The organism is Paraburkholderia sp. MM5384-R2 (genome assembly GCF_014201025.1).
Taxonomy (GTDB): domain Bacteria; phylum Pseudomonadota; class Gammaproteobacteria; order Burkholderiales; family Burkholderiaceae; genus Paraburkholderia; species Paraburkholderia tuberum.
Genome location: NZ_JACHDI010000001.1, coordinates 614,470 through 635,537 on the forward strand (window position 1 = coordinate 614,470; position 21,068 = coordinate 635,537).

General features: G+C 67.8%; 13 protein-coding genes and 1 pseudogene. 5 read left to right on the forward strand and 9 right to left on the reverse strand.

From position 1 onward, the window contains the following. The first annotated feature begins 6 nt into the window (after window positions 1-6). The gene (locus tag HDG37_RS02950) at window positions 7-264 is read left to right on the forward strand and encodes a hypothetical protein (protein WP_008923870.1); all 258 of its coding nucleotides are present in this window, start codon (window positions 7-9) and stop codon (window positions 262-264) included. Between the two features lie 82 nt (window positions 265-346). On the opposite strand, the pseudogene HDG37_RS02955 reads toward HDG37_RS02950, so the two are convergent. Further along, window positions 347-508, reverse strand: a pseudogene (locus tag HDG37_RS02955) (putative quinol monooxygenase); the annotation flags it as partial. Window positions 509-1,000: 492 nt separating this feature from the next. Here HDG37_RS02955 and HDG37_RS02960 point away from each other — a divergent pair. Continuing rightward, on the forward strand, window positions 1,001-2,296 hold the full coding sequence (locus HDG37_RS02960; protein ID WP_184044492.1) for an EAL domain-containing protein: 1,296 nt from the start codon (window positions 1,001-1,003) through the stop codon (window positions 2,294-2,296). A 12-nt stretch (window positions 2,297-2,308) separates the two neighbouring features. Here the strand turns inward: HDG37_RS02960 and arfB are convergent, their stop codons facing one another. Continuing rightward, entirely contained in the window at window positions 2,309-2,713 is a 405-nt protein-coding gene (arfB, locus tag HDG37_RS02965) for an alternative ribosome rescue aminoacyl-tRNA hydrolase ArfB (RefSeq protein WP_184044137.1), read from the reverse strand. A gap of 189 nt (window positions 2,714-2,902) precedes the next feature. Here arfB and HDG37_RS02970 point away from each other — a divergent pair, with 189 nt between their 5' ends. Beyond that, a complete protein-coding gene (locus tag HDG37_RS02970) occupies window positions 2,903-3,544 on the forward strand; it encodes a VC0807 family protein (RefSeq protein WP_184029948.1) in 642 nt (213 codons plus the stop codon). A 55-nt stretch (window positions 3,545-3,599) separates the two neighbouring features. On the opposite strand, the gene HDG37_RS02975 is transcribed toward HDG37_RS02970, so the two are convergent. From HDG37_RS02975 to recC, 3 genes are read right to left on the reverse strand one after another with little or no spacing between them, the layout of a single operon-like run. After that, window positions 3,600-5,681 (reverse strand): AAA family ATPase, encoded by a 2,082-nt coding sequence (locus HDG37_RS02975; RefSeq protein WP_184044139.1) that lies wholly within the window; start codon window positions 5,679-5,681, stop codon window positions 3,600-3,602. Then, the gene (recB, locus tag HDG37_RS02980) at window positions 5,678-9,403 is read right to left on the reverse strand and encodes an exodeoxyribonuclease V subunit beta (RefSeq protein WP_184044141.1); all 3,726 of its coding nucleotides are present in this window, start codon (window positions 9,401-9,403) and stop codon (window positions 5,678-5,680) included. The genes HDG37_RS02975 and recB overlap by 4 nt, the downstream gene beginning before the upstream one ends. Beyond that, entirely contained in the window at window positions 9,400-12,792 is a 3,393-nt protein-coding gene (gene recC, locus HDG37_RS02985; RefSeq protein ID WP_184044143.1) for an exodeoxyribonuclease V subunit gamma, read from the reverse strand. Before recC ends, recB begins: the two co-directional genes overlap by 4 nt. A 213-nt stretch (window positions 12,793-13,005) precedes the next feature. Here recC and HDG37_RS02990 point away from each other — a divergent pair, with 213 nt between their 5' ends. Further along, a complete protein-coding gene (locus tag HDG37_RS02990) occupies window positions 13,006-15,552 on the forward strand; it encodes an FUSC family membrane protein (RefSeq protein WP_184044145.1) in 2,547 nt (848 codons plus the stop codon). A 19-nt stretch (window positions 15,553-15,571) separates the two neighbouring features. Here HDG37_RS02990 and HDG37_RS02995 read toward each other — a convergent pair whose 3' ends face one another. Both HDG37_RS02995 and HDG37_RS03000 read right to left on the reverse strand, forming a co-directional pair. Further along, complete coding sequence (locus HDG37_RS02995) at window positions 15,572-15,781, reverse strand: hypothetical protein (RefSeq protein WP_090804099.1); 210 nt, start codon at window positions 15,779-15,781, stop codon at window positions 15,572-15,574. 291 nt (window positions 15,782-16,072) lie between these two features. Continuing rightward, a complete protein-coding gene (locus tag HDG37_RS03000; protein WP_184044147.1) occupies window positions 16,073-16,558 on the reverse strand; it encodes an Lrp/AsnC family transcriptional regulator in 486 nt (161 codons plus the stop codon). A 138-nt stretch (window positions 16,559-16,696) separates the two neighbouring features. Here HDG37_RS03000 and HDG37_RS03005 point away from each other — a divergent pair, with 138 nt between their 5' ends. Further along, on the forward strand, window positions 16,697-17,365 hold the full coding sequence (locus HDG37_RS03005) for a cysteine dioxygenase family protein (RefSeq protein ID WP_184044149.1): 669 nt from the start codon (window positions 16,697-16,699) through the stop codon (window positions 17,363-17,365). Between the two features lie 31 nt (window positions 17,366-17,396). Here HDG37_RS03005 and HDG37_RS03010 read toward each other — a convergent pair whose 3' ends face one another. Then, window positions 17,397-20,201 carry a mechanosensitive ion channel family protein gene (locus HDG37_RS03010; RefSeq protein ID WP_184044151.1) on the reverse strand — a complete coding sequence of 935 codons (2,805 nt, stop codon included), beginning with the start codon at window positions 20,199-20,201 and terminating at the stop codon, window positions 17,397-17,399. Between the two features lie 118 nt (window positions 20,202-20,319). Next, a complete protein-coding gene (locus HDG37_RS03015; RefSeq protein ID WP_184044153.1) occupies window positions 20,320-20,967 on the reverse strand; it encodes an NAD(P)-dependent oxidoreductase in 648 nt (215 codons plus the stop codon). Window positions 20,968-21,068 lie beyond the last annotated feature (101 nt).

The following is a 21,068-nucleotide window of genomic DNA, read 5'->3' on the forward strand; positions in this document are numbered from 1 at the left end:
GACAGCATGAGCAACATCCAGCTTGATATCGAATGGACCGAAGCAGCATCTCGCAAGATCGAAAAACTGATGCCGCGTGGCGGTCAGGAAGCGTACCTCGCGCTGCCGCCCGTCGAATGCCTGCCGATGGAAGGCGACGTGCTGTTTCTCGGCCCGGCTGGCAAGCAGCAGCCGTTCATTGTCGCGGAGCGCCAGTATCACCATGACGGCGACGCCGACTGGACCATCATCCTGATTCTCGATGTCCCGCAAGCAACCCACTGATCGCTGACGGCGCGCCGGCGGCCTCAGGGCCGCCCCACCCCTGTCCAGCGTGTCCGCGCGCCGCTGACGCCCGCGCCCGAATTCAGGCGATCTTCGACACCACGCGAATCTCCGCGTGCTCGATCCGATCCGCGGCCGCCTTCTTATAAGCCTGGATATGTGCGGATTTCGCATGCGCCGCGAGCGCATCCTGGCTTTCCCACCGCTCGATGAACACGAACCGGCGCGGCTCCTGCACGTCGCGCGAGAATCCGCCCGGCAGAGCAGTGCCAAGCCCGCCGCCTGAAAGGCCGCATCAGCGCCTACAGCGGCACCAGCATGTGAGCACCGTCGGCCTGGAGTTTGGCGGGCGACCACTGGGCGCCCTGCTACCCTCGGCGTGGTACGGTAACTCATTGCGATTGAGAATCGGTGTCGCGCGTGGCAAGCGCGCGGGACGCTCCGGCGCATTACCGCAACGGATTGTCGCGCGGCCGTAGTCAGCCGTTTTGCAGACAATTTTCGCGCCCATGCGTTTGTGATAACCCGCACATTGTCGCGCGCTGCAAACTGCTAGACTCATTTTGACCAATTCGCCGGAGTCCAGCGTGGCTGGCACCGCCCTCCGTGTTCGCGGGACGCATTCGTTTCGTTCCGGCGGCGCTTCGGGTGTGCGAGCGCTACGCGCCGAATGGGTTTGCGTGCCCCTTCATTCCCTTGCCGCAACGATCCCATGTCAGCTTTCATGCCCGCTTCTATGCCATCCGTCAGCGAATTGACCGTGAGCGGCCTGCTCCCGCACCTGGTCCGCGGCGAGTCGGGCTGGACCGTGACCTGGCGCGCGTTGACATTGCACAGCGTGTTCCAGCCGGTGCTGTCGGTCACGCATCAGTGCGTGGTCGGCTACGAGGGGCTGTTGCGCGCGTTCGATCCGGTCGGTCTGCCCGTCTCGCCCGAAGTATTGTTCTCCGGCACGCGCTCGGCCGCCGAAGCGCGCGAACTCGATCGCATCGCGCGCTGCCTGCATGTGGCGAACTTCATGGAGCAAGGCATCAGCACCGGGTGGCTGTTTCTGAACACGCGCCCGCAGGTGTTCGAAACCGGCTGGCCGCAGCGCGCTTTCATCGACGAGTTGTCCGCGCATTTCGGGCTGCCGCAGGAGCGCATCGTGATCGAAGTGCTCGAGCAACCCGCCGACGATGAATCCGCCGTCGCCAGCATGCTCGCCGCCTCGCAGCCGCGCGATTTTCTGATCGCGATCGACGACTTCGGCACCGGCTTCTCGAACTTCGATCGCGTGTGGCGCTTCCGCCCCGACATCGTCAAACTCGACCGCTCGCTCGTCGCGCGCGCGGGCAAGCGCGAGGGCGACGAATCGATGATCAGCCATTTGATCGCGATGCTCCATCAGTCGGGCACGCTCGTGCTCGCCGAAGGCGTCGAAACCGATGAAGAGCTGATGATCCTGATGCAGGCCGACGTCGATTTCGTGCAGGGGTTCTGGTTCGGTCAGCCAAAGAGCAGCGTGCTGGCCGCCTGCACGAAGGTGCCCGAGCTCGTCGCGTCGATCTGGAGCAAGTTCGCCGAATACGAGCGTGCGCACGCCGGCCACCAGCGGCTCGGGTTCGAGGGCTTCGCGGAAGCGGTGCTGGCCGCCGCCGACGCCTACAAGGCGACCGGTGACCTCGAACAGGCCGCGCAAAAGGTCTGGCATCTGCCCGAAGCGCGCCGCGTGTTCCTCACCGACGGCCTGGGCGAGCAGACCCAGCCTTCGGTGACGGCGGCGTCGGTCCCGCCGCCTCCGAAGCGGCTCGCGCCGCTGTATACGGAGACGCGCAGCAACTGGTCGCGTCGCGCGTATTTCCGGCACGCGCTCGCGGCGCCGGGCCGCGTCGCGATGATGGGGCCACATTATTCGCTCGCCGATGGTCAGGACTGCTACACCGCGGCGATCGCGTTCGAGCGCGACGGCACGCACGTGCTGTGCGTCGACTTCGTGGCGGAGGCGTCGCCGCCGGATGGGCGCACCAGCAGACGCGGCGCGAGACGTTAGCGACCCACGCCGCTACTCGTGCACGCGGCCGCGCCCCGACTTGACCTCGCTACGCTTGGCCTTGCTGTCGAGCCGCCGCAGGTTCGACGCGCGGGTCGGCCGCGTCGCGACCCGATGCTTGCGGGTCACGCTGACGCTTTCGATCAGTTCATCGAGCCGCGCGAGCGCCGCCGCGCGGTTCATCTCCTGGGTCCGATGCTCCTGCGCCTTGATGATCACGACGCCGTCGCGCGTGAGCCGGTGGTCGGACAGCGCGAGCAGACGCATCTTCAGCACTTCCGGCAGCGACGAGGCACGCACGTCGAAACGCAGATGGATCGCGCTCGACACCTTGTTGACGTTCTGACCACCCGCCCCCTGCGCGCGCACGGCGGTCAATTCGATTTCGTTGGGCGGGACCGGATAGCGGGATGTCATGGGTGGTCGGCAAGGAAGATGCGTCAGTGTACAAGCGCTCGACGCGAAATGCCCGAACTCGCGGGAAGGCGGCGCAGCGCCCGGTGCGGCGCCCGGCGGCACCGGCTCGCGAACGCTACGAAAAAAACCATTTGCGTCGGCCCGACCGGTTCATCGATACTGGTTCTTTCGCTTACGGCGTAAATTCATATGAAAATCCGTCCCGGTTTCGTGCTCGAACTGGCCGTCAACTTTCTGCTGCCGTGGCTTGCTTACCGGCTCGCGTTGCCGAGGGTCGGCGAGACCGGCGCGCTGATCGCGTCCGCCGTGCCGCCGCTCGTGTGGAGCGCGATCGAGCTCGCGCGCTTCAGGCGCGTCGATGCGCTCAGCGTGATGGTGGTGGCGGGCATCGTGCTGTCGGTCGCGGCCATGGCGCTCGGGGGCAGTCCGCGCATGCTGCTGTTGCGCGAGTCGCTGGTGTCCGGCGCGGTCGGCGTCGTGTTCCTGCTGTCGCTGCCGATGCGTCGTCCTCTGATCTTCTACCTCGCGCGCGCGACGGTCGCGCGCGAAATGGAAGGCGGCGCCGCGCATTTCGAGGCGCTATGGCGCGAGCGCCCCGGTCTCGCCACCGCGATGCGAACCATGACGCTCGTGTGGGGCATCGGGCTGACCGCCGAAACCGCGCTACGCGCGTGGATGGCGCTGACGTGGCCGATCGAACGCTTCCTCGTCGTGTCGCCCTTGATCGGCTACGGCATCTACGCGGGACTCGCGCTGTGGACACTGTGGTATCGCAGGACGATGCGCAGCCGCGTCGAGGCCATCGAGCGGGCGAGCGGGGTTGCCGGTTGAGCGCCGCTCGCACCACAAGTCCGCCACTTCGCTTTTTCTGCCTGCTGCCGCGCGATCAACGCGATGCTTCGGCAATCCGCGCGGCCAGCCCCGAATCACGCTGCGTCGGCGTCGCGATCGCCTGCGCGAGCACGGCCCGCGCGCCGATCACCTCGACGCGTTCGCGCGCGCGAGTAATCGCCGTATACACGAGCTCACGCGACAACACACGGCTGAACGCCGACGGCAGCACCAGCACCGCTTGCTCGAACTCCGAACCTTGCGACTTGTGGACCGTCAGCGCGAACGCGGTGTCGTGCGGCGGCAGCGCGGCCGGCGACACCGCGCGCACACCGCCGTCGCCGGTGCGGAAGTACACGCGCAGCGCGCCACCCGCGCCCGGCAGCGCAATGCCGATGTCGCCATTGAACAGACCCAGCGCGTAATCGTTGCGCGTCACCATCACCGGACGTCCGGCAAACCACTGCGCGCCGACCGCGAGCGTGACGCCCGCGGCGCGGCGCACCTCAGCCGCCATCGCCGCGTTGACCCGATCGACGCCGCGAGGTCCGAGCCGCGTCGCACAGAGGATGCGGAAGCGGTTGAGCGCGTCGAAGAGCGGCACTGGATCGGGCGTATCGACGGCGAGCGCCCTGGCAAGCGCGTCGGCGTACGGCGCGAAGCCACCGGCAAGTCTTGCGGTGGTGCGCTCGGCCAGCGTCGTGTGAGCGTCCTCGTGCAGCGCCGCGGCGCAGACCTCGGTCGGGTCGATCTGCAATACGTCGAGCGCCGCGCTCGGTGAGCCGTTGCGAATCGCGACGGACAAACGGCCGATCGGCGACTCGAGACCGAACCGGTAGTTGCGCTCGAGCCAGACGACGCAGTCCGCGAGCGGGTTGCGGTCGATCGCCGATCGCTTATCGCGATCCGCCTGCTCGCCAGTCGCCGATGTCACGCCGTCACCGAACAGATCGCCCGACGCGGGTGGCTCGAAGGTTTGCGGCGTCTCGGGCGGCGCAAATAAATCGTCCAACGGTGCTTCATCGACTTCACGCAACGCGCGCGGCAAAGCCCGCGCGAGCCGCCCCTCGTCGATGTCGAGCGCCTGCGCGACCCATTGCAATCCGCGCGCGCTCAACGCCGGCCGCGCGCTGAGTTCGGCGAACACTGCGCCGGCTTCGACCGCGGCGAGCTGGTCCTTGTCACCGAGCATCACGAGCCGCGTTTGCGGCCCGATCGCGTCGAGCAGATGCGTGGCCATCGCCACGTCGATCATCGACGCCTCGTCGATCACGACCACGTCATACGGCAACGGATTATCGCGATGATGCCGGAAGCGCCCGCCCGGCCCCGACCCCAGCAAGCGATGCAGCGTGTACGACGCCTGCGGCAAACGCGCGGCGAGTTCGGGCGGCAGCTCGCCCGCGCGCGCGAGCAACGCTTCCTGCATCCGTTGCGCCGCCTTGCCGGTCGGCGCCGCCAGCGCGATGCGCAAATCGGCCCGCGCATCGAGCAGACACGCAAGCACGCCGACCACGGTCGTGGTCTTGCCGGTTCCCGGGCCGCCGCTGACGATCGTCAGCCGCCCCGACAGCGCCATCACGGCCGCGACGCGTTGCCAGTCGACGTCGTCGTCTCGCGGCGGACCGAAGTAGCGCAGCAGGCGTTCGCGCAAAGCGGCGGGGGCGGTGTCCGCGTCGGCCTTCGCGGTGCTCGCCTCGCCCGTCGCATGCGCGACCAGGGCGTGGGCCAGGCGCCGCTCGTAGTCGTAGTAGCGCGCGAGATAGAGACGCCCCTGCGCGTCGATCACGAGCGGGCGCAACGCCGCTGCGTCCGCTGCGCCATCGCTTGCCATGCCGCTCGCGAGCAGCGCCGCGCGCACTTCGGCGCTCGACGCGTCGAAGCGGCGCGCGAGCGTCGCGAGCGGCACGCACACGTGCCCTTCGGCGGTCGCGCGGCTCGCGGCGAACGCGCCGCGCGCGGCCCACTTCACCACCTCGGTCGATGCGCCACCGCGCCGCGCGAGCATGCCGATACGGCGCGCGAACCCTTCGGCCAGCGCGATGCTGAAATCGGCCGGCGCGGGCAGGTTGACGCCGATGTCTTCGAGCCCGAGCGGCGCGGCCGCGCGCTCGTCAAGCGTGCCGGGCGTACTCATGCGCCACCTCCGATCATCGCCGCGTCGAGCAGCGCCACCAGTTCGAACGGCGCACGCCGCCCGTGCACACCGGCGGCGCCGTCGACATCGCGCCAGTCGGGCCGCACGCCGCGCACGAACAGATACAGGTAGCCGCCGATATGCGTGTCGTATGCATAGTCGCGCACGCGCGTCTTCAGATAGCGATGCAGCGCGACCGTATAAAGCAACGCCTGCAGGTGGTACGCGTGACTCGCCATCGCCGCTTCGAGCGGCGCGGCCGCGTAGTCGGCGGCGGTGTCGCCGAGATGGTTCGACTTCCAGTCGACGATCCAGAAGCGGCCGTCGTGCTCGACGATCATGTCGATAAATCCTTTGACGAACCCGCGCAGCACGCCGGGCTCCAGCGCGACGTCGGGATAGCCGTATTCGATCAGCAGCTCGCGCAGCGCCGGAAAATCCAGCGACGGGGCCGCGAACAGAAACTCGAGTTCGTTCAGGCGCCGACGCGGATCGAGCCGCGCGAGCGTCATGCCCGGCACGAGTTCGGTCGAGACGACGTCGGCGATCAGCCGATGCATCATCGCGGGCAAGCGCGCGGCGAGCTCGGGCGCGGCCGGCGCCGGACGCTCGCGCAGCGCGCCGCGAATCGCGTCGGGCCAGGTGCGCGCCTCGGTAAAATCGGCGAGTTCGAACATCCGATGCAGGCAATCGCCGGCCGCCGCGCCGCGCGGGAACCCGAGGATGTCGTCGTCGGCATGCGCCGGGGCGCTCGCCGCGGCGAGCGGCGTGAGCAGCGGCGCGGCGGGTAGCGCATCGGCGATTTCATCGTGGTCGGGCCGCACGTCTTCCTGCGGCGCGTGCGTGTGGGCATCCGCGCTCCTGCCGCCGGCCGCGATCAGGCCGCTGAAGCTTGCCATGCGCCACTGATCTCGCAACGGCCGCCGATTCGCGCGCGCGTGCAGATGCGCGCCCTGATCCCGCAGACTTTCGAGCGGCACGCGGCGCGTCACTTCGGGCAGCGCCCGCAACGTGACCGGTCCGCCCGCGAGCGCCTGCCAGCTCGCCGCGAGCGCGGCTTCGTCGGGCGGCTCGGCGAGCCAGGCGTCGAACGTGTGGCCGCTGCCGCCGACGAGCCAGTTCAGTACGCTGCGCCGCGACTCCTTCGTCGAGCGCGACGACAGATACGTGCCCGCCACCAGGTAGCAGCGATACACCGCGCGCGTGAGCGCCACATAGACGAGCCGCGCGCGTTCCGCCGCCTGCTCGCGCACCGCGTAACGCGAAGCGCGCTCGGCTTCCTCTTCGTCGCAACCGTAGTGCAGCACCGCGTCGCCGCTGTCGTCGTGATACTCGCGCGCATCGGGCAAGCCCGACGAGGGCGGCTCGCGCAAGCCGCCATCGTTCAGAAACGGACAGAACACGACCGCGTATTCGAGTCCCTTCGATTTATGGACCGTGACAATCTGCACGAGATTGCGATCCGACTCGAGCCGCAGTTGGGCCTCGTCACCGCCGCCCTGCTCGCGCTGCGCGGCGAGCCAGCGCAAGGTAGGCGCGATGCCGGGCTGGGTGGCCGCGCGCGCCTGTATGAGCTCGGCGAGATGGTTCACGTTGGTCAGCCGACGCTCGCCGTCGACACCCGCGACGAGCCGCTGCGCGACGCGCAGCTCGCGCACCAGCGTGCGCCACATCACCGCGAAGCCGCGTTCGTGCCACAGCATCCGGTAGCGCGAAAAACGCTCGACCCAGCCCATCGCGTCGGCGGCGTCGAGCGCTGGCGCGGGGTCGTCAACGGCCGCGGCCGCGGGCGCATCGGCGACCTGCGTGAGACGCCACAGCGCGGCGGCATCGAGCCCGAGCCAGTCGGTGGCGAGCGCGGCGCGCAGGCGACGCAGATCGCCGGGCGTGTCGATGGCGGCCAGCACGCGCTCGATCTGCTCGGCGTCGAGCGTCGCGAACACCGACGCCTGCGCAAGCTCCACGCTGCCGACGCCCCACGCCGCGAGCACGCGTTTGACGAGGCTGCCCTGCTTGTGCGTCTGCACGAGCACGGCGATATCGCCCGGTGCGAGCGGCTTGTCGCCGATCGTCACGACACCTTCGCGCGCCCCTCGCAAAAGCCGCACGATCTCGGCCGCGCACGCTTCGCTCGCGGCGCGCTGCGCGCTGCGTTTGTCCAGCGGGGTTTCACCGCGCCGCAACGTCCAGATGCGGAAATCGCCGCCGCTCGCGTCGGGATCGGTAAACGGCGCGCGGCGCCGCTCGCCCGCACGCACTGGCTGATAGTCGAGCCCGTCGAGCACGAACGCCTGGCGGTTCGCTTCGAAGATGCGGTTGCACGCCTCGACGATCGGTGCGGTCGAACGCTGGTTGACCGCGAGCGTGTAGCACGCGGACGCCGACTCGCGCGCCGCGAGATACGTATGCAGATCCGCCGCGCGAAAACTGTAGATCGCCTGCTTCGGATCGCCGACGAGGAACAGCGGTCCCGCCGGCGCGAAGATGCGGCTGAAGATCGCGAATTGCAGCGGATCGGTGTCCTGGAACTCGTCGATCAGCGCGGCCGGATAGCGGCTACGCAATGCATCGGCGAGCCAGGCATGCGCGGCCAGTGCGCGATACAGATTCGCGAGCAGATCGTCGAACGATACAACGCGACGCGTGCGCTTGCGCGCCACCAACTCGGCCGGCGCGTAGTCGAGCCATGTCTGCACCAGCGCGAGCCAGCGCGCGCGCTGCGCGGCCTCGGCGGCGACCACGGCCGCGGCCAGCGCATCGGCATGCTCGAAGAACGGATGTGCGGGCGGCTCGAACTTGACCTTGGTTGCCTTCTTCAACGCCGACGCCGTCAGCTTCAGCGCGGCGCGCGGCGGCGGCGCATGGCAATCGCCCTGCGCGAAGTAGTCGGTCCACGCGGCGATCGCGGCGCTCACGTGATCGGGCTTGTGCGTAGTCTTGCTCAGGCGCTCCTGTGCCTCGGCCAGTAGCGCGACGATCGCGTCGCGTTCGGCCCGCCAGATCGCGCACGCGACATCGAAGCCGGCCTGCGGATCGGCGCTTGCGCCGGCCGCGTCGACGCTGCCCCAGCGCAATTGCGCGAGCGGCTTTTTCAGGCGTCGGGCCAGCTGCTCGTCGAGCGACGCGGGACCGGCGCGCTTGGCCACCAGCCACGCGGCGAACGCCGGATGCGCATGCGCGACCGGCTCGACCTGCTCGCGCCAGAAATCGGCGGCGAGTTCGAAACGCAGCGCCGCGTCGTCGGCTTCCATCTCGAACGCGAATGGCATCGCGGCCGCGAACGGCGCTTCCTGCAAGGCGCGCTGACAGAACGCGTGGATCGTGTGGATCGCGGCCTGATCGAACGTGCGCAGCGCGCGGCGCACGACCTTCAACGCGGCCTCGCGCTCGATACCGCGCTCCGGCGCGAGCGTCGTTTCGAACAGCCGGCGGATGAACGGATCGTCGCCGTCGTCGTCCATCTCGATCGCGCGGTGCAGTTCCGCGAGACGGCCGCGTATGCGCTCGTGCAGCTCCGCGGTCGCGGCCTTCGTGAACGTGACGACGAGAATCTGATCCGCGTTCAGGTTCTTTTCGAGCAGCAGCCGCACGTACAGCGCGCAGATGTTCCACGTCTTGCCGGTGCCCGCCGACGCTTCGATCTGGTTCACGCCGTCGAGTGGACATGCGAACACGTCGAGTTCGTCGGCGGCGATGGTTTGATGGCGCAGCGCGTCGCTCATGAGGCGCTCCGCAAATGCTGGATCAGTGGCTTGAAGACGATCGCGGCGAGGCTGCCGAACGGTTCGTCGAGCGTGAGCGGTGTGCCGCGCAGCGCGATGCGCAACGCGGGGTCGTCGGATTCGCCGCGCACGCGGTCGTTGACCCATACGCCTTGCGCCGCCGATTCGCTTTCGCTGACCCGCGCCCATGCGCTTTTCGGGAAAAAGCGCAGCGGCAGCCGGCGGCCGGCATTGAAGAGCGCAGCCAACGGCGCGAGTTCGTCGAGCGGAGCCGCGACGGGCGCCAGCTCGAAGCTCTCGCCGCTGCCGTGCCATACGGTACGGCGCGGGCCGTCCGGCTGCGCCGCGCAATAGACCAGATGCGCGAGCCACGCGGACAGATAGTCGCGCGCGCTGGCTTTGGCATAACGAAAGATCACTTGTCCCGTTCCGGTCAGCAGGTTCAACGTGCCGCGCAAATGCAGCGGCGTTTCGGCGGATTCGCGCAGCAGCGCGTCGTAGTCGCCAAACAGGGACACGGCGCTGTCGGTGCCAGCGCCGCCTTGCGGCCAGCGCGGCGAGACGTCGAGCACGAACGGCAAACGCTCGACGCCCGCGGCCACTTCGCGCCGCACGCTTTGCGCCAACTGCCGCAGCGCGGACAGCTCGCGCGCGCGCCAGACCGCGCCGGTCGCGCCGCCGGGCAACTCGGGGCTCGCCTCGGCGACGCGCTGCACGCGGCTATAGATCACCTCGTCGTCGGTGCCGGCGTCTAGCAGCACCGGCAGCAGGCGCTCGGCGAGCGCGTCGCGGCCCGCATAGTCGAGATCGAACGGCTCGGTGTCGAGCAATTCGCCCTGCGCATCCGACAACGCGATACCGAGCCGGTCGCGCAGCAGTGCGCGCGCCGGATGACGCCAGAAGCGCACGAAGTCGTCGAACTCCACCTCGTGCATAGCTTCCGGCGGCAGCGGTTGATCGAAGAACGGCGTGGCGGCGGCATGCTGCGGTTCGGCAAGCAGCGTGGCCAGCTCGGCGCGATCGGCGTCGTAGGTGAACAGGTCGGGCTTCGCCGCGAAGTAGTCCGACGCGAACGCCTGCAACGGATGCTCGACGATGAACTCGCGCCGCGCGCTGTCGACCTCGGCCGGACTCGCGTCCTCGCCCGCCGACACCTGCGCGAGATGATCGAGCAGTTCATCGACGAGCGCGGCCGGCGGCAGCGGCGCGTTATCGCGAATGCTGCGGCCCGTGTAGGCGATGAAGAGCCGCTCGCGCGCGGCGAGCAGCAGATCGAGGAACAGATTGCGCTCGTCGTCGCGGCGCTGACGGTCGCCGGCCTTACCGAACGCGGCCATCAGATCGAACTCGTCGGCACGCGCGAGCGACGGCAGCACGCCGTCGTCCATGCCGAGCAGGCAGACCACGCGGAACGGCAAACCGCGCAAGCTCGTCAGCGAAGAAAACGTCACGCTGCCCCACGGCACGCCGCCGCGTGCGGGGTCGTCGAGCGCTTCGGTGAGCGCGGTGCGCACCACCGACGCCGGCAGCAACACATCATGCGCGCCGGCCTGCATCGCGGCGCTCATCGCATCGAGCGCGTCGCGCACGGCCGCGAGCGAATCGGCGAACTCGACGCCGCCGTCGAAGCACTGCCCGAGCGTTTCGAGCAGCAGTTGCGACCAGTCGGACGGCGTGCGCTCGATCGCGCAGCTCGCCGCGAAGCTGTCGATGTCGTCGACGAAACGCGACAGACGGCCGAGCAGTTCAGCATCCGAACCGCCCGCGCCTTCGACCGGCAGCCACGCATCGACCGGTTCGCCGCCTGCCGGCATCGCGTAGCCGAGGTACAGGCGCGTCAGCGCATCGGCGAACGTATGACGCGCGACCGGCACGTGTTCACCCAACGGTTCGAGCGGCGCGAGCCCGCGCCGCGCGCCGGCGGCCGCGAGCCATTCCTGCGCGGCCTCGAGCGAATTCGCATCGATGCCGTAGCGCACCGCGACCGCATCGACGCGCAGCCATTCGATCAGATCCGGCGCGCCGACGCTGCGCTCGGGCAGCGCGAGCCAGTCGAGCAACAGACGCGCGACCGGATTGGCCTGCGACGGCGGCAGGCCGGTAATGCGGTACGGAATGCGGCGCGTGTCGCCGGCAGGCGTGGTGCCGAACACCGCATCGATCAGCGGACCGGCCGCCGCGAGATCGGACACCGCGACCAGCACGTCGGACGGCTGTAGATCGTCGAATTCGTCGAACCAGCCGAGCAGGCGATCGTGCAGCACTTCGAGCTGCCGGGACAGGCTATGACAGACGTGCACCTCGATACCGCGCTCGATAGGCAACTCGTCGGCATCGGCCTCATTGCGCAAAGCGAGGATGCCGTTCTGCACGGCGGCGAGCCAGCTCGGCTGCGGGTTTTCGGTGAAGTCGCCGGTCTCGGCCGATGCGGCGCTTTCGGTCAGCTCGTGCAGCATATGCAGCTGCGCCTGAGTCTGGCGGCCCCATTCGGCGAGCAGCGGATGACCGACTTCCTGATAGTCGAGCTGCCCCGCCGCGTCGAGTGCCTGCACGCGCCCTTCGCTGACCACGTCGAACCAGAACTCGCGGCACGGGTTCATCACGTACAGACGCACGTCGATCCAGCGCGACAGCGCGCGCAGCAACGCGATATGCAGCGGCGGCATGGTCGGCAGCGCGAACACGCTGACCGCCTCGGGCCATCGCGCGTTCGAGATCGCCTCGAGATCGAGCGCCGCGATTTCATCGAGGAACCGGTACGCGGGCGGCAGCGCGGCCGCGGATGTTTGCGCATGACCGCCGGCTTGCGCGAGCTCGGCGAGCACCGCGCGCCACAGCGCCGCCTGCCAGCGCTCGTCCTCGCGCGCCGCGTCGCTCGCGCCGGTCAGACGCGGACCGGTGTCGTCAGCCGCGCCGCTCGCGAAGATCGAGCCGCCCTTGTGCCACTGCAGCAGCCATTCGGGGCGATAGGTCAGATAGTGATCGAGCACGGTCGCGACGCGCCGCGCGAGTTCGTAGCGCATCGACGCGTCGGCCGCATCGAGATAGGTGCGCAGACGCGGCGACGCGTTCCACGGCAGCGCTTCGTCTGAGTCGTCGAGCAGCCGGTAGCAGCGCCACACGAGCCGGTCCGGCGCGAACGGCGAATGCTTCGGCACCTCGATCACGCCGCCGATCTGCGCCCACAGCCATTGCGCGAGATAACCAAAGTTAACGTTCGCGCAGATGCCCTGGCGCGCGGCGATATCGAGCTCGAGCCGCCGGCGCACGGCCGCGCTCGGCACGATCACGGGCCGCGCGGTCCACGGGTCGGACGGCGCTTGCGCGAGGTCGCCGAGCAGCGCGCCCACCAGCGTTTCGTAGCGGTTCGAGTAGAAGAGCTGAAGCATGGATTCCAGATCACATTTGGCACGCTGATGGCCCGCGAGCGATGCGCGCGAGCCACGGCGGACATTGAAGCGACAGCATAACAAACCCATCCCCAGGGCATAACCTGGCCGAATGGACGAGGTCAGAACGCGCGCAAAATCAGTTAGACTCGACGGCAGTTTCGCGCTGTCTTTCCAACTGCGGTTTTCTCGGTGAATGGATTCAGGTAGTCGATGCGCTATTCGGTCGAAATAAGAAAATTCCTTTATAGCCAGTACTTTTATGGCGGCCTGCGCATCGCGGTCGGCGTGTCGTTACCGGCCATCCTGTGCCTGATCGTGTTTCACAATCGTGACCTCGGCTTCACGATCGCGACCGGCGCGCTCGGCGCCTGCGTCGTCGACATGCCGGGCCCGCTCAAGTACAAGCACAACGAGATGCTGGCCTGCTCGGTGATCGGCTTTCTGTCCGCGCTCGCCACCGGCCTCGCCACCGTCAATCCGCTCGCGCTGTGGTGTACGGTCGTGCCGCTCACGTTCGTGCTGTCGCTAATCGTCGTGTACGGCAATCGCTGGCCGCAGATCAGCTTCGCGACGCTGTTCATGATGATCATGACGCTGGAGGAGCACTTCACGCCCTTGCAGGCGCTCGTCAACGCGTCGTGGATCCTGCTCGGCGGTCTCTGGTACACGTACTGGTCGACCTTCGTGAGCCGCTGGATGATGCATCGGATCGAGCAGCAGGCGCTCGCCGAAAGCGTGTTCGCGTGCGCGGACTATCTGCTCGCGCGCGCCGCCTTTTACGATCTCGACAACGATCTCGACGAGTGCTATCGCAACCTCGTCGACAAGCAGATCTCCGCGGTCGATCGCCAGGACGCCGCGCGCGACATCGTGCTGCGCAATCTGCCCAAGTTGAAGCGCGGCAAGCTCCAACCACGCCGCGCGATGCTCTACAACCTGTTCATCAATACCGTCGATCTGCACGAGCTGTTCGTCGGCGCGCAAACCGATTACACGCTCGTGCGCAGCACGTTCGGCGGCTCCGATCTGCTGGTGTTCTATCGCGATCTGATCCGCAAGGCGGCCGAAGATCTCGAGGAGATCGGCCTCGCGGTGCTGCAGAACCAGGCGCCGCGCATGCGCGTGAACGTGAAGGCGGAATTGCGCGCGATCGAGTATGAAATCGAACTGATGCGCAAGCAGGAGCTGCCGACGCAGAACCCGGAGGCGTATTCGGCCGTGTCGTCGAATTTCCGCCGCATCTGGAGCGCCACGCGGCTGATCGACAAGATGCGCCGAAGCCTTACCGCCGAGCCGAGCCCGACCGAAACCGAACTTCGCATCGACCAGGCGCTGAGCCGTTTCGTGTCGAGCCGGCGCGTGCCGTTCGGGCAGATCCTGTCGAATCTGACAATGGCCTCGCCGAGCTTTCGACACGCGTTGCGCGTGACGATCGCGGTCGCCGTGGGCTTCTGGCTCGGCCGCCTGCTGCCGCTCACGAACGCGTACTGGATCGTGATGACCACCGTGATCATTCTGAAGCCCGGCTACTCGCTGACCAAGCAGCGCAACGGGCAGCGGATCATCGGCACGCTGATCGGCTGCGCGGCGAGCATCGCGCTGATCATCTTCGTGAAGGAGCCGCACATCCTGATGGTCGTGATGTTCGCGTCGATGGTGATGAGCTACAGCCTGCTGCTGTTCAACTACACGGCGAGCGTCGTGTTTACGTCATCGTATGTGCTGCTGCTGTTCCATCTGCTCGCGCCGGGCAGCATGCGCATCATCGGCGAGCGCGCGATCGACACCGTAGTCGGCTGCGCGATCGCGATCGCGGCGAGCCACCTGTTCCCGTACTGGGAGTACCGCTTGATGGGCAAGCTCGTCAACAACATGATCAGCGCGACGCGGCAGTATCTCGAAGCGAGCTGGTGGTGGAGCGGCAAACCGGCCGCGGCGGTGGTCGCGGCCGTGACCGAAGCGGGCGCGCGCGCGCCGGCGGCGGCGATGGCGGATCCGGCGATCGGCTTTGGCGGCCCGGCGCTCGCCGTCGCCGGCGCCGTCGCCGGCGCCGGCGCCGGCGCCGGAGCCGGTGCCGAAGTGGCGGGTGGCGTCGGTGCGCGCGGCGCTGGGCGCGCCGGCGTGGCACAGCCGGTCGCCGACGCCAATGCCGAGGCGAACGCGGGCGAGGCCAGCCATGACACCACCACGATTCGCAACGCGACCGCGCGCCCGGCAAGCGGTGCATCGGCCGCCGCTGCCGCCGCGGCGACCGCGCTCGACCGCGATTACCGTTATCGGCTCGCGCGCAAGAACGTTCACGTTGCGTTCGCGAATCTCGGTCAGGCGTTCCAGCGGATGATGCTCGAACCGAAGTCCGCGCAGAAGTTCGTGCCGGAGTTGAACGGTCTGCTGGTGCGCAGCCATGTGCTGGCGTCGCAGATCACGGCCGCCGCGCCACTGTTGCGCACTTCCGCGCAACAGCAGCACCAGGTCGAGGATATCTCGCTACAGCCGCTGCAGCGCGCTTTGAGCCTCGTGCGCGATAACCTGAGCGCCGCCGAAGCCGGCACCGCGTTGCCCGCCGAGCAGGGCGAGCAGATCAAACTGATGAGTCGCGAGCTCGATGCGATGGTCGTCGAAACGGAGAAATCGCCGGACTATACGGCCGATGCCGTGCATGACACGAAGCTGCTCGCGCATCAATGCAAGCAGATGCTCGCGGCGTCCGCGCAGATTCGCAAAGACGCGAGCATGATCCGGCTACCGGAGGAGTGAAGCAGGAAGCGCGCGGGCGTTATTGCGCGGCGCCGCTCGCCGGTTTCATCGCGGTGGCCGCCGCGGCTGCCTGCGAAGCCACTGGCGGCACCTGCGTGGGCTGGCTGTCGAACTCGTGCTTTTCGCGGATCGCGTTATAGAACAGCGTGGCAATCACCAGCAGGATCGCCACCACGATAAAGACGGAGATGCCAAAGGTCGGATTCTTCTTGCGCGGCGGTCTGGTCATGAAGCGGGCTCGGTTCGCGAAGCAGTCGCGGATGGGTCGGAGAAGGCGGCATTCTACGCCCAGTGGGCTTGCACGCGGCTTGCAGCCGAGGCGACCGGTATGGATGCGCTGTGGCGCGTTTATTTACTGTCGAGGCAGCAAGCGGCGCTCCTGACGGCACGCGGTCTGCCTCGTATTGCTGCGGGTGATTTTGGTCTGTGCTCTCCCCTCCCCTTAAATGCATCGACCACGTCGCCATCGTAGCGAACCCGTGTTCCGTTCGTTCGTCACCGCCCCATCGCATGTCGCGCGTCAGCCGTTATTTGTGACAGTCACAACCGGCCGCACCGGCAATGCCGTCGAATACTTGATCTGCTCCATCGCAAAGCTCGAACTCACGTCGTACAGCGGCACGGCCGTGATCAACTGTTTGTAGATCCGGTCGTAGTCGTCGATATCGGAGACCACCACGCGCAGCAGATAGTCGGTCTCGCCGCTCATCCGGTAGACCTCGACCACTTCGGGAATATCGCGCACCGCCTGCGTAAATGCGGCGGCCCATGTCTCCGTGTGCTGATTCGTCCGCACCGCCACGAACACTGTGGTTCCGACCCCGAGCTTGCGCGCGTCGCACAGCGCCACCTGCGCGCGAATCACGCCCGCCTCCTTCAGGCGCTGCAGCCGCTTCCAGCAAGGCGTCTGTGACAGGTTCACGCGCTGCGCGAGTTCGGCGATCGGCATCGTCGCGTCTGCCTGCAGCAATTCGAGCAGCTTCCGATCGATGATATCCATACTCATACCACCACCCCTCATAGGAAATTATTCTACTTTTCTGACGGTCGAGGGAATTATATGGAAACTCTTTCTCCGGGCAAACCGGTATAAATATCGATACCGAAAATTGCCGAACTGCAGCGCCCGCGCTGCAATAAAACCATGAGCGACGACCTTCGCGCCACCGCTTTCGAGCACCTTCCCGACTACCTGAAGTCGCTGCCGGACCCGGCCCGACTTGAAGCGGCCGCGTTACCGACACAAACGCTGGGCGAGATCGGGCGCACACCGCTCGAGCGCCTGTGCGACACGCTCGACGCGATGTTCGAAGCCTGCGCGAAATTTCCGGAGCCGTCGCAGTCGACGTTCTTCGCGCGCACCATGCGGCTCGCGCTCGCCGAGGCGGCCGCCGACCCGGCGCTGCTCGCACCGATGCAACGCGAAGGTTCCGCCGACACCTATCGGCGCCATCTGCTCATCGCCGACCCGCAAGGCCGCTATGCGATTGCCGCGCTGGTCTGGCAGCCCGGCCAGGCGAGCCCCGTGCACGCGCATCACACCTGGTGCGGTTACGCGGTGGTCGAGGGCAAGCTGAGCGAAACGGTCTTCGAATGGGACGACGCGCATCAATGCGCGAGCGCGCTGCGCGCTCAGACGCGCAAACGCGGCGCGGTGTCGTTCGTGCGCGGCGGCCGTGCTGCGATTCATCGGCTTGGCAACGGCAGTGATGCGCCGGCGGTGTCGCTGCATATCTATGGCGTCGAAGGCGCCCGGATCGGCACGCACGTGAACGACATCGTGCGCATGGCCGACGCGGCGGAGATGGTTTGACGGTTGCACGGCCCCCAAACACACCCCCGCCTCAATTCTTCCCACCCACATCACCCGCCGTCGGAATCTGCGGCGGAATCGGCGCGGTCTGTCCGGTCGTCGGCGGCGCCGGACGCGGTTCGTGCGACACGTCACGCGCGGGCGCAAGCGGCACCTGTGTCGACGCGCGCGCCGACGGGCCAACGACGCCCACCCCATACTCAGCTTCGCGCAGATACTCGTGCGCCGCTTCGCGGTCTCTTTCGCGCGTGGGTTCATGCGCCCTTTGATGGGTTTTGCCGCGCTCGCCGTCCCGCGCCGGCTGCTGCGCTTCGCCATGCGCATGCCAACTGTCATCGGCGCCGGCATTCACAGGCGCGACGAACCCGGTCATCTCATCGTCGCGCAGCGGCTCGCCCTCGCTATCCTTCGACGATGTGTAGACCCGCATCTGCGCGACAGGAATCTCGATGCCCGCCTCGTCCATCTTGCGCTTGAGCCGCAAATTGAACGCGCGCGCGACGCTCCATTGCTGCAGCGGCCGCGTCTTGATCTGCCCTTTGACGACCATCCAGTTCGGATCGAAGCGGTCGAGGCCCCACACCTCGATCGGCCCGAGCATCTCGCGCCGGTAGCGGAAGTCGGCCATCAGCTCCGCGCCGACTTCGCGAATCAGCTGCGTGATCTCGTCGACATCGGTCGAGAACGACATGCGCACCTCGAACACCGCGTACGCGAAATCGCGCGACAGGTTCTTCACGATCTTGATCTGCGAGAACGGAATCGCGTGGATCGCGCCCTGCCCGTCGCGCAGCCGCACGGTGCGGATCGACAGATGCTCGACCGTGCCCGCATGCCCGCCATCGACGTCGATCCAGTCGCCGACCGAGATCGTGTCCTCGATGATGATGAAGAGGCCGGTGATCAGGTCGGTCACCAGCGACTGCGCGCCGAAACCGATCGCCAGACCGATCACGCCCGCACCCGCGAGCAGCGGCGTCACGTTGATGCCGAGGTTCGCGGCGGTGACGATCCCACCGATCGTCATGATCGTGACGAGCAACACGTTGCGCACCAGCGGCAACATCGTGCGGGCGCGCATGCTCGGGCTGCGCGCCTTGTTGCGCGGGCTGCCCGGATTGAGCGTCTCGGTGATCGCGGTGTCGACCAGAATCCACAGCAGCCACGCGATGAACACGGTGGCGACGATCGCCGTCATCGCATGCGCGACGCCGCGCGCCGCCACGTTCCTCTCGATCACCGCGGCCAGCGACACGCCCCACAGACGCGCCGCGGATTCGAAGAAAAACAGCCAGATGAACAATGTCAGCAAGGTGCCGCAAAAGCGCAGCAGCCGCGTCAGATACGGCGAGCGGCGCCGCGCGCGGGCGCTGCGCGGCCGCGTCATGCGCAGCACGATCGCCGACAGGAAGAACGCCAGCACCAGCAGCAGCGCGGTGACGATCGAGATCTGCAGCACGTTTTCACTGGAGCCGGAGCCGCCGAGCGTCGCGACCACCGACGCGGCCGCGAGCACCAGCACCGGCACGTGCCACAGCGCGGCGAGCACCTCGAACGCATCGGTCGCGGCCTTGTGGTCGTTGCGCTGTTCGTACGGCCGGTTGCGGATCAGATGCGCGACCGGCCGGCGAAACGCGAGCGCGAAATAGCCGGTCAGCACGGCGGCCGTCATGTTGGCCGCGGTCGAAATCAGCGCGGCGAGGTTGGTGCCGAGCTGATGCTCGACGTCGTAATTGACGGCTGCGTCGCCGAGCGCGCCGCACACGCCGATCACGAACAGCACGCGGCGCGCGTGATCGATCAGGAGGCGCACCGCGACGCGGCGGTGGCCCGAGCCGAACAGCGAAAACATGATCAGACAGATCGCGGAAAACACCGCGCCCGCGACGATCGCATACGCGACCACCATGCCGAGCGTGCGGCCGAGCGCATCGGGCATCGCGCGCATGAACAGCAGCGCCGCGATGAACGCGATGATCCACGGACCGACGCGGCGCAACGCGAAGATCAGCAGCTCGCGCGTGGTGGGATTGGGCCGCAGCACCAGTTCGACACCGAAGCGCCGGTGCAGCCGTTGCTGCAGATAGATCAGCGCGCCGGCACAGGCGCCCCAGCCGGCCAGCATCCCCAGCATCGCCAACAGGATCGTGCCGAGACCCTCGTGTCCCTGGCCCGAGACGATCGTGTACAGCTCGTTGCCGGCCGCGGTCACGCGCCCGCTCCAGTAGCGCACCGGCGTGCGGCCCTGATGCACGTCGGATTCGAACGACGCGATGCCCGAGGCGATCGCGCCGAGCAGGCCCGGGCTAGGTTGCGCGGACGCGGGCGCGGGTGGCCCGACGGTTTGCGCGGCGCTTTGCGATACGTCGCGCAGCTTTTTCAGCTGGGCAACGAGCGCGCTGCGCTGGCGGTCGTTGTCGAGCGTGGCGATCACGCTGTCGAGCGAGCGCGCCAGTTCCGCCTGGCTCGCGGGCGACGGCGCCGACGCCGCCTCGGGCGCCGACGCCCCCGATGCCGCGGACGCAGGCGTCGCGTTCACCGTCGCGCTGTTGATCAGGCTCTGCAATGCCGGGATCACCGGCGTGCCGCCGCCGACCGCGGGGCCCGCGGCTTGCGCCATGCGCGGCAGCGCGCCGAGGCACAGAATCAGCGCGGCGCACAGCAGCGCGGCAAACCAACCGACGGCATCTGTGCTCGCGCGCGGGCGGGCGTCGCCGCTGGCCGTGTCGCGAGCGGTGTGAGCGGAGGAGAGATGGGGGGCGCTGAGAATCGCCGGCTGCTGCCCGCCGCCAGACGGCGCAGCCTCGGACTCACGCTGCGACGGGCATGACTGCATGGCAATCCGTGAGAAAACGGCAGACGCCAGTGTAGCCGCAGTTTCGCCCGGCGCGGCCGAACATGCGTAACCGAATGTTAGTACGCTTGCGCGGCCGGCGAATTCGAACCGCCGCTCGTCAGTACGCGACCGTCGCGATCTGGCGGATGAAGCGGCCCTGCTCCAGTTCGTCGACGAACGCGATCGCGTAGTCTTCGGCCGAAATGCGGCTGTTGCCGTCCGCGTCCGCAATCAGCGTGTTCGCGCCCGTGCGGAACTTGCCGGTGCGCTCGCCCGGCGCGATCAGCGCGGCTGGCGCGTAGAACGTCCAGTCGAGATCGGTCACGCCGCGGTAGTACTCGAAGGCGTCGCGGTGCGCGAGTGCAATACCCCTGTACGCGTCCGGAAAGCTGTCGGTATCGACCAGTTGTTTGCCCGGTGCGACTTCGAGCGAGCCCGCGCCGCCTACCACGACGACGCGCTTCAGCCCCGCCGCGCGCACCCCCTCGACCAGCGCGCGTGTCGCTTGCGTCAGCGTGGCGAGATCGCCCTGCGGCGGCGCATACGCGCTTGCGACCACGTCCTGACCGCGCACCGCCGCGCCGACGCTCGCGGCGTCGAGCAGATCGGCCTGCGCCGCATGCAGATTCGCGACGCCGGCCGGCACGCGCGCAGGATCGCGCACCAGCGCCGTCACCTGATGCCCACGACGCGCGGCTTCCGCGGCAATCCGCGAACCGATCATGCCAGTCGCGCCAAACAGGGCGATCTTCAGTTGCCTACTCATATCAGCGTACTCCTCAGGTTGTCTTATATGTAACTTTTATAGTTACATATAACGAGAAAAAAAGCGGGGCGCTCACCCCGTTCCTCTGTTTGGCACGCGTG